Annotated in this window: 17 protein-coding genes and 1 pseudogene; 8 read left to right on the top strand and 10 right to left on the bottom strand. The window is 68.7% G+C overall.

Annotated features, from left to right (window positions below; genetic code table 11):
• Positions 1 to 17 precede the first annotated feature (17 nt).
• The 3 genes from ACW4TU_RS42325 to ACW4TU_RS42335 all read left to right on the top strand — a co-directional run bounded on the left by ACW4TU_RS42325 (position 18) and on the right by ACW4TU_RS42335 (position 2,373).
• Positions 18 to 239 carry a CbtB domain-containing protein gene (locus tag ACW4TU_RS42325; RefSeq protein WP_164312959.1) on the top strand — a complete coding sequence of 74 codons (222 nt, stop codon included), beginning with the start codon at positions 18 to 20 and terminating at the stop codon, positions 237 to 239.
• 25 nt (positions 240 to 264) lie between these two features.
• Positions 265 to 1,041 (top strand): CbtA family protein, encoded by a 777-nt coding sequence (locus ACW4TU_RS42330; protein ID WP_457422398.1) that lies wholly within the window; start codon positions 265 to 267, stop codon positions 1,039 to 1,041.
• 153 nt (positions 1,042 to 1,194) lie between these two features.
• Positions 1,195 to 2,373: an acyl-CoA dehydrogenase family protein gene (locus tag ACW4TU_RS42335; protein ID WP_457422400.1), complete on the top strand. Its 1,179-nt coding sequence runs from the start codon at positions 1,195 to 1,197 to the stop codon at positions 2,371 to 2,373.
• 151 nt (positions 2,374 to 2,524) lie between these two features.
• Here ACW4TU_RS42335 and ACW4TU_RS42340 read toward each other — a convergent pair whose 3' ends face one another.
• Positions 2,525 to 2,800, bottom strand: coding sequence for a hypothetical protein (locus tag ACW4TU_RS42340; RefSeq protein WP_457422402.1), 276 nt, complete (start codon positions 2,798 to 2,800; stop codon positions 2,525 to 2,527).
• Positions 2,801 to 3,071: 271 nt separating this feature from the next.
• Between ACW4TU_RS42340 and ACW4TU_RS42345 the strand changes: the two are divergent.
• Positions 3,072 to 3,374, top strand: a pseudogene (locus tag ACW4TU_RS42345) (helix-turn-helix domain-containing protein); the annotation flags it as partial.
• A gap of 69 nt (positions 3,375 to 3,443) precedes the next feature.
• Here ACW4TU_RS42345 and ACW4TU_RS42350 read toward each other — a convergent pair.
• Positions 3,444 to 4,427 carry an aldo/keto reductase gene (locus ACW4TU_RS42350; protein WP_457422404.1) on the bottom strand — a complete coding sequence of 328 codons (984 nt, stop codon included), beginning with the start codon at positions 4,425 to 4,427 and terminating at the stop codon, positions 3,444 to 3,446.
• Between the two features lie 129 nt (positions 4,428 to 4,556).
• Between ACW4TU_RS42350 and ACW4TU_RS42355 the strand changes: the two genes are divergently transcribed.
• Together ACW4TU_RS42355 and ACW4TU_RS42360 are read left to right on the top strand one after the other, a co-directional pair.
• Complete coding sequence (locus ACW4TU_RS42355) at positions 4,557 to 4,976, top strand: SbtR family transcriptional regulator (protein WP_457422406.1); 420 nt, start codon at positions 4,557 to 4,559, stop codon at positions 4,974 to 4,976.
• Between the two features lie 80 nt (positions 4,977 to 5,056).
• Complete coding sequence (locus ACW4TU_RS42360; RefSeq protein ID WP_457422408.1) at positions 5,057 to 5,200, top strand: hypothetical protein; 144 nt, start codon at positions 5,057 to 5,059, stop codon at positions 5,198 to 5,200.
• A 48-nt stretch (positions 5,201 to 5,248) separates the two neighbouring features.
• On the opposite strand, the gene ACW4TU_RS42365 is transcribed toward ACW4TU_RS42360, so the two are convergent.
• The 5 genes from ACW4TU_RS42365 to ACW4TU_RS42385 form a co-directional block, all read right to left on the bottom strand.
• Positions 5,249 to 5,869: a TetR family transcriptional regulator gene (locus tag ACW4TU_RS42365; protein WP_457422410.1), complete on the bottom strand. Its 621-nt coding sequence runs from the start codon at positions 5,867 to 5,869 to the stop codon at positions 5,249 to 5,251.
• A 166-nt stretch (positions 5,870 to 6,035) separates the two neighbouring features.
• A complete protein-coding gene (locus ACW4TU_RS42370; RefSeq protein ID WP_457422412.1) occupies positions 6,036 to 6,188 on the bottom strand; it encodes a hypothetical protein in 153 nt (50 codons plus the stop codon).
• Between the two features lie 723 nt (positions 6,189 to 6,911).
• On the bottom strand, positions 6,912 to 7,208 hold the full coding sequence (locus tag ACW4TU_RS42375) for a glutamate-cysteine ligase family protein (RefSeq protein ID WP_457422414.1): 297 nt from the start codon (positions 7,206 to 7,208) through the stop codon (positions 6,912 to 6,914).
• Positions 7,205 to 7,423: a glutamate-cysteine ligase family protein gene (locus ACW4TU_RS45685; RefSeq protein WP_473965362.1), complete on the bottom strand. Its 219-nt coding sequence runs from the start codon at positions 7,421 to 7,423 to the stop codon at positions 7,205 to 7,207. Before ACW4TU_RS45685 ends, ACW4TU_RS42375 begins: the two co-directional genes overlap by 4 nt.
• Positions 7,424 to 7,613: 190 nt before the next feature.
• Complete coding sequence (locus ACW4TU_RS42385; RefSeq protein ID WP_457422418.1) at positions 7,614 to 7,970, bottom strand: SDR family NAD(P)-dependent oxidoreductase; 357 nt, start codon at positions 7,968 to 7,970, stop codon at positions 7,614 to 7,616.
• Positions 7,971 to 7,989: 19 nt separating this feature from the next.
• On the opposite strand from ACW4TU_RS42385, the gene ACW4TU_RS42390 reads away from it, so the two are divergent.
• Positions 7,990 to 8,679: an MmyB family transcriptional regulator gene (locus ACW4TU_RS42390; protein WP_457422420.1), complete on the top strand. Its 690-nt coding sequence runs from the start codon at positions 7,990 to 7,992 to the stop codon at positions 8,677 to 8,679.
• A 147-nt stretch (positions 8,680 to 8,826) separates the two neighbouring features.
• On the opposite strand, the gene ACW4TU_RS42395 is transcribed toward ACW4TU_RS42390, so the two are convergent.
• A complete protein-coding gene (locus tag ACW4TU_RS42395) occupies positions 8,827 to 9,786 on the bottom strand; it encodes an alpha/beta hydrolase (RefSeq protein ID WP_457422422.1) in 960 nt (319 codons plus the stop codon).
• Between the two features lie 161 nt (positions 9,787 to 9,947).
• Between ACW4TU_RS42395 and ACW4TU_RS42400 the strand changes: the two genes are divergently transcribed.
• Complete coding sequence (locus ACW4TU_RS42400; RefSeq protein WP_457430586.1) at positions 9,948 to 10,427, top strand: MarR family winged helix-turn-helix transcriptional regulator; 480 nt, start codon at positions 9,948 to 9,950, stop codon at positions 10,425 to 10,427.
• 355 nt (positions 10,428 to 10,782) lie between these two features.
• Here ACW4TU_RS42400 and ACW4TU_RS42405 read toward each other — a convergent pair whose 3' ends face one another.
• Together ACW4TU_RS42405 and ACW4TU_RS42410 are read right to left on the bottom strand one after the other, a co-directional pair.
• Positions 10,783 to 10,950 (bottom strand): MDR/zinc-dependent alcohol dehydrogenase-like family protein, encoded by a 168-nt coding sequence (locus tag ACW4TU_RS42405; protein ID WP_457422424.1) that lies wholly within the window; start codon positions 10,948 to 10,950, stop codon positions 10,783 to 10,785.
• Positions 10,951 to 11,257: 307 nt separating this feature from the next.
• On the bottom strand, positions 11,258 to 13,606 hold the full coding sequence (locus ACW4TU_RS42410) for an alpha-L-fucosidase (RefSeq protein ID WP_457422426.1): 2,349 nt from the start codon (positions 13,604 to 13,606) through the stop codon (positions 11,258 to 11,260).
• Positions 13,607 to 13,942 lie beyond the last annotated feature (336 nt).

Consider the following 13,942-nt stretch of genomic DNA (forward strand, 5'->3'; position numbering starts at 1 on the left):
CCCCAGGAGGTCCTGTCATGGCCCAGTCCGCAGTCCAGCCGACCGCCGTTCCCACCGCCGTACCCGAGAAGCTGCCGATCGGCGCGATCGCCCCCTGGGCGGTCTTCTTCGGCGTACTGATGCTGGTGCTGCTCTACTTCGTCGGCGCCGAACAGGGCGCCACCTCCGTGGTCTCCGGCGAGGGCGTGCACGAATGGGTGCACGACGCCCGTCACCTGCTCGGCTTCCCCTGCCACTGACGAAGGCGGGGAAACGTACGAGCTCATGAACTCCACCACTGTTCGAAACCTCCTGGTCCGCGGCATGCTCGCGGGCCTCGTCGCGGGTGTGCTCGTCTGGGTCGTCGCGTATCTCTTCGCCGAGCCGCTCGTCGACGACGCCATCGCGTTCGAGGAGATGCACGAGGCCCACGGGCACGCCGAACAGGCTCTCGTCTCCCGCGCGTTGCAGTCCACCGTCGGTCTGGGGACCGGTGTCCTCGTGTACGGCGTCGCGTTCGGCGGTATCGCGGCCCTCGCGTACTGCTTCGCGCTCGGCCGGATCGGCCGCTTCGGGCCGCGCGCGACCGCGCTGCTCCTCGCGGGGGCCGGACTGCTCGCCGTGTACGTCGTGCCGTTCCTCAAGTACCCGGCCAACCCGCCCGCCGTCGGCGACCCCGACACTCTCGACCAGCGCACCGCGCTGTTCTTCCTGATGGTCGCGCTGAGCGTGCTGCTGGCCGTCGGCGCGGTGATCCTGGGCAAGCGCCTCGCCCCGCGCCTGGGCAACTGGAACGCGACCCTCGCCGCGGTCGCCTTCTTCGTCCTGGCCGTCGGACTCGCGTACGCGTTCCTGCCGTCGTTCACCAACGAGGTTCCGCAGGGCTTCTCCGCGAGCCTGCTGTGGAAGTACCGGGTGGCCACGCTCGCCATCCAGGCGACCATGTGGACCACGTTCGGCCTGGTCTTCGGACTGCTGGCGGAACGGCTGCTGGTTCCGAGGGCGGCAGCGGCCGTCGGTGCGAGTGACACCGAGCCGCGGGTGACACCCGTGGCGCACTGAGCGGTTCGCCGCACTGCCCCGAGGGGGTCCCGGACAGCCGGGACCCCCTCGGGCGTGTGTGCACCGGTACACGCACCGCCATTCCCAATTTCTGGAACACGTTCTACCGTGTGCGCCGACAGGTCCGGCCTTGGGGAGCCAGCAGGAGGCGCCGTGCATCTCGAATACACGCCCGAGCAGCAAGAGCTGCGCACCGAACTGCGAGCCTACTTCGCCGAGTTGGTGCCGGAGCGGGCCTACTCGCGCTTCAGTGACCATGTTGCCCAGAAGCGTTTCTACCGCGAGACCATCCGCCGCCTCGGCGCAGACCGCTGGCTCGGCGTCGGCTGGCCGCAGGAGTACGGGGGGCGCGGGCTGTCCCCGATGGAACAGTTCATCTTCTTCGACGAGGCAGCCCAGGCGGGTGTTCCGCTGCCGCTGATGGCGCTCAACACCGTCGGCCCGACGATCATGCGGTACGGCAGCGAGGAGCAGAAGGCGTACTTCCTGCCGAAGATCCTCGCCGGTGAGATCGACTTCGCGATCGGCTACAGCGAGCCGGAGGCGGGCACCGACCTGGCTGCCCTGAAGACGCGGGCGGTACGCGACGGCGACGAGTACGTGGTCAACGGGCAGAAGATCTGGACGACGAACGGTGACACGGCGGACTGGGTGTGGCTGGCCGTGCGCACGGACCCGGACGCCCCGCCGCACAAGGGCATCACCATGCTCCTCATGCCGACCACCGACCCCGGCTACTCCTGCACCCTCATCCGCACCCTCGCCTCGCACGACACCACCGCCAGCTACTACGAGAACGTCCGCGTCCCCGTCGCCCACCGCGTCGGCGAGGAGAACCAGGGCTGGCGGCTGATCACCAACCAGCTCAACCACGAGCGCGTCACCCTCGCCGCCCACGGCACGATGGCCATCCGCTCCCTGCACGACGTCCAGCGCTGGGCGATGGAGACCAAGCTCGCCGACGGCCGCCGCGTCGTCGACCTTCCGTGGGTGCGCCGTCGCCTGGCCCAGATCCACACCAGGCTCGACGCGATGAAACTTCTCAACTGGCAGATGGTGAACGCCGTCCAGGAAGGCACCCTCACCCCCCAGGACGCCTCCGCGGTCAAGGTGTACGGCTCCGAGGCCCGCCGCGAGGCCTACGCCTGGCTCCTGGAGATCGTCGCCGCCCCGGGCGCGCTGAAGGAGGGCTCGGCCGGCGAGATCCTCCACGGTGAACTGGAACGCGGCTACCGCTCAGCGGTGATCTTCACCTTCGGCGGCGGCAACAACGAGATCCAACGGGAGATCATCTCGTGGATCGGGCTGGGGATGCCCAGGGTGCGGCGTTAGGGCTTTGTGACCACCGACGCCAGTTGTCACATACCGGGGATAGTTGGCACCGGATTCTTGTGACGAGGATTTTTCGTTGCTGCAAAAGAGGGGGAGTTGGCACTGCTGATGGTGGCTCGGTCTGATCGGCGCCGAGTCTCTCCGTGCGCGCCTACCGAATCTGACCTGCTGCTTTCGGTGGACTGTCCATCGTGCTGAAGTGGTGTGCGTTTGTCTCCTCGGCGATGATGGAGGCCACAAAGGTGCCGAGCGGCAGGTTCTGGTCACAGAACCTGCCGAGTTGCGCTCTCGTAGAGACCTCTGTCTCGTCTCCGGCTTCTGCCTCCGCCAGTTCGGCCGGCACCCGGTCCGCCGCCGCGCGGAGCTCTTCGACCTGCACCCGCGAAGCCGTCTCGCGGGCCTCCGGCAAACCCATCACCGACGCCACCGGCCACCTCCGTGTCATCCCCGATCAACCCGACGCCCGACTCTTCCTCGGCACCACGGAGTTCATGCCCGACCAGCAGAAACCCACCGATCACGTCCGGAAAGACAACAGCTACTCAGGCGTCTTCGCAGGCCAGGTCTGGTGTTCTGGGTTACTGCCGAATGCCGACTTCTGGCGGGCATCAAGGCAGTGGCTGATGGGAGCAGCAGCGTTGGTACTGCGAACGGGGCGCTCCGAGCACCTGCAGATGGCCAACGGTAGACACGCGTGAGCCCTGGAGCTGCACTTCCGCGAACTGCACCGGGCCGCGGACTATGCCGAGTTGCTCGGCTGCTCGGCGCGCACCCTCAGCCGCGCCGCCCGGGACACCACCGGCAAGGGAGTGCGTGAGCTCATCGACGAGCGGCGCCTGCTCGAAGCCCGGCGCCTGCTGGGAAGTGCCCGATGGGAGGCCCGGTCCGTGGCCGACCACCTTGGCTTCACCGATCCCGCGAACGTCGGCCGGTTCTTCCGCGACCGCACGGGTCTCACCCCGGCCGCCTTCGCGGCCCGCGACGCCACGGCCCACCTGTGACGGCGGCCGGGCTCCGGATGTTCATGCGGCGGGACCAGCGGTCGATTCGTAGGTCAGGTTGCGTTGGGGTCAGACCCAGTTGGGGGCATGCTCTTCGGCGTAGCGGGCGCCGAATCCGCCGGTCGGGAGGATTTCGTGGATCGCGGCGAGATCGGCCTCGGTGAGGGTGACGTCGGCCGCGTGGGCGTTCTCCTCCATGCGGGCCGCGCTCCGGGTGCCCGGGATCGGGACGATGTGCTCGCCCTGGGCGAGCAGCCAGGCCAGGGCCAGCTGGGAGACGGTGATGCCCTTGGCGGTGGCCAGCTTGTCGAGTCGGTCCACGGCTTCGACGTTCTTCTCGAAGTTGCCGGGCTGCCAGCGCGGGTCGGTGTTGCGCATGTCGGTGGCGTCGTACTGGCCCGCGGGCTTCGCCGTACCGGTGATGAAGCCGCGGCCGAGGGGCGAGTAGGGGACGAAGCCGATGCCGAGCTCCTGGAGGAGCGGGAAGAGCTGCTCGACCTCGCGCTCGAACAGCGAGTACTCGGTCTGCAGGACCGAGACCGGCTGGACGGCGTGCGCCTTGCGGATGGTCTCCGGGCCCGCCTCGCTCAGGCCGAAGTACTTCACCTTGCCCCCGTCGATCAGCTCCTTCACCGTCCCCGCGACGTCCTCGATCGGCACGTCCGGGTCGACGCGGTGCTGGTAGAAGACGTCGATCCGGTCGACGCCCAGGTAGCGCAGGCTGTTGTCGGCGACCTTGCGGATGTTGTCGGGGCGGCTGTTGAGGCCGAACCCCTGGGACAGGTCGGACAGGTCGAAGCCGAACTTGGTGGCCAGGACCACCTCGTCGCGGAAGTCCTTGACCGCCTTGCCGACCAGGATCTCGTTGGAGCCGGTGCCCAAGCCGTAGAGCTCGGCGGTGTCGAAGAAGGTGACGCCCAGGTCGTGGGCCCGGCGGATGGCGGCGATACCCGCCTCCTCGTCTCCGGGGCCGTAGGCCATGGTCAGGCCCATCGAGCCGTAGCCGATCGCCGAGACGGTCAGGCCCTGTGTGCCGAGTGTCCTGTGCTGCATGAGGATCTCCTGATGTGAAACCAAACAGTTCGGTTTGAAGCTTACGTCGACCACCGCCCGGCGTCAAACCAAACGGTTTGGTCGGGTAGCGTGGAAGCCTGAGCCCCTCAACCCGCGCAGAGTCAGTCCGTGACGCATCGTGAGCGCCGCCAAGGCCGAGTTCGCCTGCCCGGATCCCGATGCGCCCGATCCGGGCGCCGCGCTCGTCACCTGGCTCCAGGCCGTCGGCGCCCACGCCGTGACCAACAGGGGTCTGGGGGCATCCCTTATGCCCGGTGCCGGAGATCCGGCTCTGGGGACACCTGCCACACGATGATCGTGAACGCCGGCAGCGAACTACTCGCGCGCGCTCACCAGGCTCAGGCCGTACGCCCCGACGTCACCATCACCCAGCTGCTCAAACTCGTCGGAGCCATCGCGTTGGCCACCGAACACGACCATGATGGCGCAGCCGAAGCTGACCGCCTGCTGACACTCGTCATCGACGGGGTGCACCCGCGCGGGATGCCGGAGAGGGCAACCTCCGACGTGACAGGCGATGACCAGTAGGGCAATTCCATCGAAATGAGACCCCTGGGCTCGCGCAACCCGCGGGCCCTATCCTCGGTCGCTCCTAATTGGGGAGGCGCATGCTCAAGCGCGCACGCTGCGCATCGTCGGGGAAGCACGGGAAAGCCGGGGACGGCACGCTGCCGCTGATCGTCTTCATGGGAGCGGCCACCTGCTCCGCACTCACCCTCGGTGGTGGCGCCTGGCTCGCGGGGCTGCTGTAGTGGTGCTGGGGCACGATCCAGATTCTTCGGAGTTCGGCGGTCTGAGGCTCAGCGTGGGCGGGGGAACAGGCGCTCGACGGCGGTGACCAGGGCCGCGCGGCGTGCGCCGACGGAGGTGTCCGCGGCCAGCGTGGCCGCGGCGGCGCCGATCTCCGGCTGACCTGCCCAGGTGGTGGCGATCTGGTTGATCAGGGCGAGCACGTCGACCGGGTCCCAGGCGGGATCGATCAGGCCGGCGCGCTGCGCGTCGCGGAGCTGTTCGACCTTGCCGGTGATGGTGGTCAGCATGGGGTCAACCGTCTCGCTGTCGGCTTCGCCGTCGGCGAGTTCGAGGCGGCCCCAGGTGATGAGCCGATAGTGGTCCGGGTGGGCTGTGAAGTGATCGAAGAGGATGCCGGCGTAGCCGGGCAGGTCCGCCGGGTCCATGCGGGTGGCCTCGATGAGCGCGGCCGTTTGGTTCTCGGCGATGTGGTGGTAGAGGGCCTCTTTGCTGCTGAAGTAGGCGTAGACCCGTTCCTTGCTGGTCCGCGCCTGCTTGGCGAGGCGGTCCACTCGGGCGCCGGCGATGCCGTACCGGGCAAACTCATCCTTCGCCGCGGCGAGGATCCGCTGCCGGGTATCGGCGCTGGAGGAGTTCGAGGTCTTAGGGGAGACGGCGGGGCGAGGCATAGGGACACGATAGGCGACCAAACAGTTCGGTTTGTCGGCCATGCAGTCAGACCTTCTCTCCGGGGGCGGGCGATCCGGAACGCAGAACGGCCACGAACCCGGCGCCGACGGCCTGTTCGGACCGGTTCTGCGGCGGGTACGTGGCGATGGGCCGGCGGCCCGGGTATCAGCGGCTGAGGCTGCGGAAGGGCTTGAAGTCGGTGCCCTTGCCGCCGAGGAACGTGTCGCGGAACTTCTGGGTGAGGTTGCCGACCATCGTGAGCTGGATCATCTCGGCGGCCTCGGCCCAGTCCTTCTGGCCGTCGGCGGTGAGCTCCATGTGCTTCCAGACGGCCTCCTCGTTCTCGTAGTGCTCGTGCTGGAAGTACGAGCCGTCGGGGCCCCTCGACCGCGACAGTGAGCGGTCGCGTAATTCCCCAGGTCGACGCCGTCGTCCCCGCTTGTACGTGCGAATCGGGTGAGCGAGGAGGGGCTGGGCCGCCTGGCTGTGAAGTGCCCGGTCCGAACCAGGCCCTCAAGGACGCCTACGGCGCCGTGAACCCGGAGAAGATGAGCTCCATCGAGCTGTACCGGACATCCATCCGGACGTCGAGGCAATCAGGTTCGACGGACTCTACGAGCGGGCCTGCTTGATCGTCGAGGATCACTGAGTCGGACCGCTGTCAGGGCGCTCGCCGACACTGCCCCTATCCGTGACGGAGTGTTACAGGCGCACGGGGGCACATCCCGGCTTCACGGAAATCTTTCCAGGGCCACGTTCACATGTACGCCGACACTCGGCCCCTCATCGAGCGCATGGGCGAGGTCATCGGTCATTGGTTGATGCGCTGAAGGAAGCGGAGTCTGGTGCCTTTACGGTTGCTGGGGGTCTGCACCTGCCCGATGGCGGCGACCAAGGCCTTGGTACTTCGCTGCGCTTCGCGGAGTGCCTCCACCGATGGGCTGCGCAGGTGGTCGCTCTGCGTCACGCGAGCCCACACGAGCGCGGGTTACCGCAGCCTGTGTCAAGGAAGACTCCACGTTGGTAAGGCGGACCACGTCGTTACCCGGGATGCACATCACCTTGACGTCGAGCGCGTGAGTGCGTCCAGGCGACACGGAGGTCCGGGTGGTAGCGGGGTTGGTGCGTGCGGCCGACGTCCATCCGGGACCAGACGGCCTGCCGGGTGGACAGCCATCCGGTGGGAGGGCCGTTCTGCAGCGGGGAGTTGGCGACAGCGGCGACGAGGACGGGGCCGATCCGGTGGGCGAGTTCCCGGTGGGAGCGAAAGCCGCGGACGCTGTGGGAGTCGTCGCCGCTGTCCAGGTTGATCTGCACGGACGCGGTGCGTCGCATCATGGCGCGGCCCCAGGAGCACCGCGGTCGAAGAAGCTCTCCATGGCCTGGTAACGGGGGTGGTCGAGTACGCGAGGCGGTTCGCGGTACGGGTCGAGGCCCAGTCCGACGAGTGTCAGGCCGGCCCGCTCGACGGGCTCGCGCAGGACGGCGAGGTCGGCGGCCATCGCCTCGACGCACTCGGTGAGGGAGAGGGCCGACGGGGAGCTCGGTTCCACCTGGCCGCCCGGCTCACGAGTGAGCCTGCTGCCCCCGGGGAAGGCGTCCGCCGTTTCGACCGGCGCGAGGGCGCGTCCAGCCGGTCGACGGGTATCGGTTGGCCGACGCGGATCAGGTGGGTATCCCGGGCGTACGGGGTTGAAGCGGCGTGACGGCATGAACCGCTTCAACCCTCACAGGAGCGGTCGGTCAGGCGTAGACGAGCTCTGCCTGCCACTGGTCCTTCGGCTGGTGGTGCAGGTCGAGGTAGGCCGCGGCCAGGACGTCGGGGGCGAAGCGGGGGTCCTCGCCGCCGATGAAGCCGCGGACGGTGACCGTGGAGGCGTGCACGCCCGAGTCACGCTGGTCGTCGTGGAGGATCTGGACGTAGGCGCGCAGTGCGGCTTTGCCGACCGACAGGGTGGCGTATGCGGGTGACGGCTGGAGGGCGAGGCCACCGCCGGTGAAGAGCAGACTGCCCTGGCCGTCCCGCAGGTGGGGAAGGACCGTCTGGGCTGCGACCACGGCCCCGGCGACATTCACCGCGAGGGTCTGCGTCCAGGCCACGGCCGCGGGGTCTCCCACAGTGTCCTGGACAACCTCGCCCGAGCGCTCAGGCTCACCGACGCCGAACGCACCCAACGACCTGGTCCGCGCCGCGAACGCCACCGTCCGCCCCCGGCGGGCCGCCAGAGCTCAGGTACGTCCCGCCGTCCAGCGCGTCCTGGACGCCCTGGCCATTCCGGCCCTCGTGTGGACCGCACGCTCCGACACCCTGGCCGCCAACCGCCTGGGCCGGGCTTTGTTCTCACCAGTGCTCCAGGACCGACCCCTGCCCGTCAGCAACGCCCGGTTCGTCTTCCTCGACCCGAAAGCCCAGGAGTTCTTCGCCAACTGGGAGGACGTCGCCAACGACACCGTCGCCGTCCTGCGCTGGGAAGCCGGCCGCAATCCCTATGACAGGGCACTGACCGACCTGGTCGGCGAGCTGTCCACCCGCAGCGAGTTCTTCCGCACCCGCTGGGCGGCACACAACGTGCACGTGCACCGCAACGGCGTCAAGGAGTTCCACCACCCCGTCGTCGGTGGCCTCTCCCTGGCCTACGAGTTGATGTCCATCGAGGCCGACACCGGCCTGACCCTCCTCTCCTACAGCCCCGAACCCGGCTCGCCCTCCGAGGACGCGCTCGGACTCCTCGCCGGCTGGGCGGCCACCATCGACAGCGAGCAGGCTGCCCATCCGGCGCCCAAGCCCGACCCGCGGCCGAACCGCTGAGACCATGGACGGCACGTTTCAGTCTGCCCACCTGCAAAACCCGTCTCCAGAGAGCGGATGAACACGGGGGCTCGCCCTTCCGGTCATCCGCGCACTCGACGACACGGGTCTCCCGGGCTCATGAGCCGGGAGACCTCGGACGCGGCGTCAGGCAGTGGCCAGTGCCGTGCGCAGCGTGCTGATCGCCTGGTTGATCGCCGCTTCGGCGGCATGGGTCTCACGTAGGGCGTTGAGCATCACGAAGTCGTGGATGACGCCCTGGTAACGGACGGCGGTGACGGGGACGCCGGCCTCGCGCAGCTTGTTGGCGTAGGCCTCGCCCTCGTCGCGCAGGACGTCGGCCTCGGCGGTGATGACGAGCGCCGGGGGCAGGCCGGTGAGCTGCTCGGTGGTGGCCCGCAGTGGGGAGGCGGTGATCTCGTCGCGCTGCTTCTCGTCGGTCGTGTACTGGTCCCAGAACCACTGCATGGCGTCCCGGCGCAGGAAGTAGCCCTCGGCGAACTGCTGGTAGGAGCCGGTGTCGAAGGCGGCGTCCGTCACCGGGTAGAAGAGCACCTGCTGGACGAAGGACACGTCGCCGCGCTCCTTGGCCATGAGCGTCAGGGCCGCGCTCATGTTGCCGCCGACCGAGTCGCCGGCCACGGCGATGTGGGAGGCGTCCAGCCCGTGCCCGGCTCCGTCGGTGACGATCCAGCGGGCGACGGCGTAGCTCTGCTCGATGGCCACGGGGTAGCGGGCCTCGGGCGAGAGGTCGTACTCGGGGAAGACGACGGCCGCGCCGGCGCCGACGGCCAGTTCGCGCACCAGGCGGTCGTGGGTGTGAGCGTTGCCAAAGACCCAGCCCGCGCCGTGGATGTACACGATCACCGGCAGGGTGCCTTCGACGCCGGCCGGCCTGACGATGCGGGCGCGGACGCTGCCCGTGGGGCCGCCGGGCACCGTGACCCATTCTTCGTCGACGTCCGGCTTGACGATCTCGCCGGACTGCACCTCGTCGACGGTCGTACGACCGTCGACCGGGCCGAGGTCGAACAGGTAGGGCGGGTTCGCTGTGGCCTCGGCGAAGGACTGGGCGGCTGGTTCCAGAACGGGACGGGTGCCGGTCATGGCTCTCTCCTCGGGTCGGGTGCCGCGGGCGGGCTCCGGCGGGGATTCCGGACCGGAGGAGCGACACACCATGGACAGTAGCGCGCGATTAAGTCGTGCGCAACTGATGTGGGAGCGATAGAATCGAGAGGACTCGAACGATAGGGTGGTGTACGTCCATGATGAGCACGGAAACCGGGAGTCGCACTGTGGGTCCAGCCGCCGAACCGGCCGAGGGGTCACTGCTCCTGGACGACCAGCTGTGTTTCGCCCTGTACGCCGCCTCCCGTGCGGTGACGGCGCGCTACCGGCCGCTGCTGGACGAGCTGGGGCTGACGTATCCGCAGTACCTGGTCATGCTCGTGCTGTGGGAGCAGGACGAGATCTCGGTGCGCGAGCTGGGCGCCGCTCTCCAGCTGGAGTCCAGCACGTTGTCGCCGTTGCTGAAGCGCCTGGAGGCGAGCGGGTTGCTGCACCGTGAGCGGCGGGCGGACGACGAGCGGTCCGTGTCGATCCGGCTGAGCGAGGCGGGGGCGCGACTGCGGGAACGGGCGGGCACGGTGCCCCTCGCCATCGGCGCCGCCATGGGCCTCACGCCGGAACAGGACGCCCTGGCCAAGCGGCTGCTCCGCCTGCTGACGTCGAACGTCGCAGCCGACTGAGGTCGCGCTCGCCGGAGCACGGGCGCAGCGCGGGCGGAGTACCTCCGGCGGGACGCCCGGCTCCTGGGGGTCCCGCCGGGCAGACCCCCGTGCGAGGGGGGCGAGGCTCGCCGGAATGGCGCATGGTCTGTGACGGGGAGTCCCCGTAGAGCTCCCGGTACTGGCCGGCGAAGCGACCAAGATGGCTCGACGACGCGGCGAACGTTCTGCGGGCATTCGCCGAACGGACAGCCGTCTGAAGGTACGTGCTGCTGCCGCAGCCGAATTGAGCAGGGCCTGACGAGACACGCGCCGTGGGGAGAGGTGGGGCTGGTTCCCTCTTCGCACGGCGCGTGTCGCGTTGCGGCCAGAGCCTTCAGCCGACCTTGAGGACGATCTTGCCGAGGTGCCGACCGGTTGCGAGTGCGTTCTGAGGTTCCAGCGCGCTGGGGCACGGCAGGACTCGGTCCACGACGAGCCGCAGCCGTTCGGCCGCCTCGACAAGATCGACACCTTCGCGCAGCGACTTCCATGGCGTGCACATCCCGACGGCGAACGGCCTGCGTGCTGTCCTGGCCCTGGCTGTATCGCCCTGGGCGTCGGCGCCGGTGCCCTCATCCTCGCCTTCGCGAGTCTCATCCCCGCAGACCCCCGAGGGATGTCACCGTCCCGGTGGAGTCGGGCGCCGTGAATCCCGCGGGTGCGGAGTAGGACGTGTCTTCCAGCCGACATCCGGCCGGCCGGCACGTGAAGGTCGGTCGGTCCCGCGCTCGGTGTGGGACCGACCGACCCGATGGGCTACCGCGACGACCGGTGAGGATCGTCGGCCGGTCCGAATCCACCGCCTACTGTCACTGAGCACGCCAGTGCACTTTGAAGACCCACGCGTGCTGCCCCGCCTTGCGTGCGGCTTCGGGGACGTCGATCACCAGCGCCCCGTTGCTGAGCGTCCATGTCAGGGGGCGGCCGTGGCCGAGCATCGTCACTTTGTCGCCGTTGCGGATCGGGATCGGCGCCTGGACGGTGAGTTTGGCGCCCGGCTTGGCCAGGGAGTGGATGTAGAAGGCGTCGTCCGGGCGGACGGTGAACCGCAGGTCCTCGCCCAGTTCGGCCATCCGGGACCAGTACGTGGTGTCGTAGATCGCCTCTCCGTTGGTGCGCAGCCAGCGGCCTGTCTCACGCAGCCGGGTCTGCATGATCTCGGGGATGGTGCCGTCGGCACGCGGGCCGATGTCGAGGAGGAAGTTGCCGTTCTTGGAGACGATGTCGACGAGGCTGTGCACCACCGCTTCGGTCGTCATGTAGGCGTCGTCCGGGGTCGCCTGGTTGTAGCCGTAGCTGAACGGGTCCAGGCCGCGGCTGGATTCCCACTTGGCGACGACCGTGTTGTCGTACGTCGTGTACTCGGGCGTCGTGAAGTCGTGGAAGCCGATGCCCGAACGGTCGTTGACGGTGACCTCGATGGGCCGGGCGCGGTTCTTCGCGTGGTTGAAGTACTCGGCCAGGACATGGAGGCTGTCGTTGGCACCGCCGATGTCGCACCAGATGAGCTCCGGGTCGTAGCCCTGGATCAGCTCCAGCATCTGTGGGGCCTGGTAGTCCCTCACGAAGTCCTTGCCTGCGGTGTAGCCCGTGTACGGCACCGGCTTCTGGGTGTACGGATTGCGCGGGGCGTGGCCCATCCAGGGATTGTCCGGGTTGAACCACTCGGGCATGGAGAAGTAGAGCCCGCGGTGGAGTTCGGGTGTGTAGCGGCGGGACGCGTCGAAGAGTTCCTTGACGAGGTCGCGTTTCGGGCCCATCTTCACGGAGCTGCGATCGGAGACTTTCGTGTCCCACAGGGCGAAGCCTTCGTGGTGCTTGGAGGTCAGCACGTGGTATTCGGCGCCCGCGTCCCGGAACAGTTCCACCCAGGCGCGCGGATCGAATTTCTCCGCCGTGAACAGCGGAATGAAGTCGTCGTAGGCGAAATCCTCGCCGTACTTCTCGCGGTGGTACGCGAAGACGGCGTTCTGGGGATCCTGCATGTGGTTCCAGTACCACTCGGCGTACTGCTTGCCGACCGGCGACCAGGCGGGCACCGAGTAGACGCCCCAGTGGATGAAGATGCCGAACTTGGCGCCCTGGAACCAGTACGGCGCCTGGTGGCCGGAGAGAGAAGAGGCAGTGGGCTGGTAGTCGGCGACACCGAGGGTCAACCGGCTTTTCTGCGAGGCGACTTGGGCTCCGCGTCCGGTGACGGTCACCGAGCCGTCCCGAGCCGTGCCGGGGGCGGTGCCCGCACGGTTGCGGATACCCACGCGGATGCGGGCCTGCTCGCCGGGGTCCAGGCGGCGGACACGAGCGGCCTCGACGGTGCGCGCTCCCGGGACGTCGACGTGCACCGACACGCCGTCTCCGGCCAGGACGGCGACGGTTCCCGCGTTGACGACGGTGGCCTCGACGCTCTGGGCGCCGGACGATTCCAGGAGCGAGTCCGTGGACCGGGCCCCGCGCAGGACCAGCGCGCGTCCCTGAGCGGCAGGTTGGAGGGACAGCGCGAACACGTGGAGCGACGCCTTGTTCGCCTGCGCCGGGTTGGTCACCGGGAGCGTGATCGCCACGGCGTCCCGCTGTGGGTCGAGCCACAGCTCGGACGTGCCGATCCCCACACGGTGTTCGTCCTTGGTGCCGTCCGGTGCATAGCGGTACGGCACCGACAGGGATCCGCCCGCGGCGTACCAGTCGGATCCGCCGAGGGTGGCGGTCGTGGTCGAGCCGTCCGTGTAGTGGACCGTGGCTTTGCCGGAGGCGTTGCCATAGCTGCCCGAGGTGAGGAAGGCGGCCGAGAGGTAGCGGCCTTCGGGCAGTTCGACGCGCTGCCCGAGTGCGACGACGTTGTTCTTCGCGCCGGCATTCGAGGTCGGGAAGACGAAGGGTGTGCCGTCGACCTCGACACGGCCCGTGGGCAGTTCCTCGCCCGGGAACGTGTAGCCCGAGCCGTCGAAGTCACCGCCGCGCGCGGAGGCCGTGTCGACCCCGTCGTTGTCGTAGAGGGAGTCGAGTGGGACCGGGACGGGGTCGGGGACGGGAGCCCACGGACCGGCGTGCTCGGTGAGTGGTTCGGCGGCGTGCGCGGCGGCTGACGTGAGGGGAAGGGTTGCTGCTGCGGCGACTCCGGCCGCGGCGCCCAGGACCTGGCGTCTCGGATACGTACCCATGAGCGGCTCCAATTCATCGGATGTCTGATGATCGATGGGAGTCGCGACGCTGTCAACGGTGTACGCAGAGAGGGGAGTTGGAGAAATTCATAGGATGACAAGTCGGTTGGCGTGGCTGTGCGTCCTGTTCGGCCGGTTTCTGTGGATTGCAACCGCATCACCGTGCGCCCTGACGGACGGGTGATGCCTCCAGGTCCGACCTCGGGCCGGCCGTTCCAGGACGTCACCTCGGTCTTCATCGACCTGAACACCGGCGAGGTGACGCCGGACGCCGCGAACGGCGCCGGTGACCCGGGCACGACCCCCACGGGTACGCCCCCGCTCGGCCGCCTCTCC

This window comes from Streptomyces kryoterrae, from assembly GCF_054072135.1.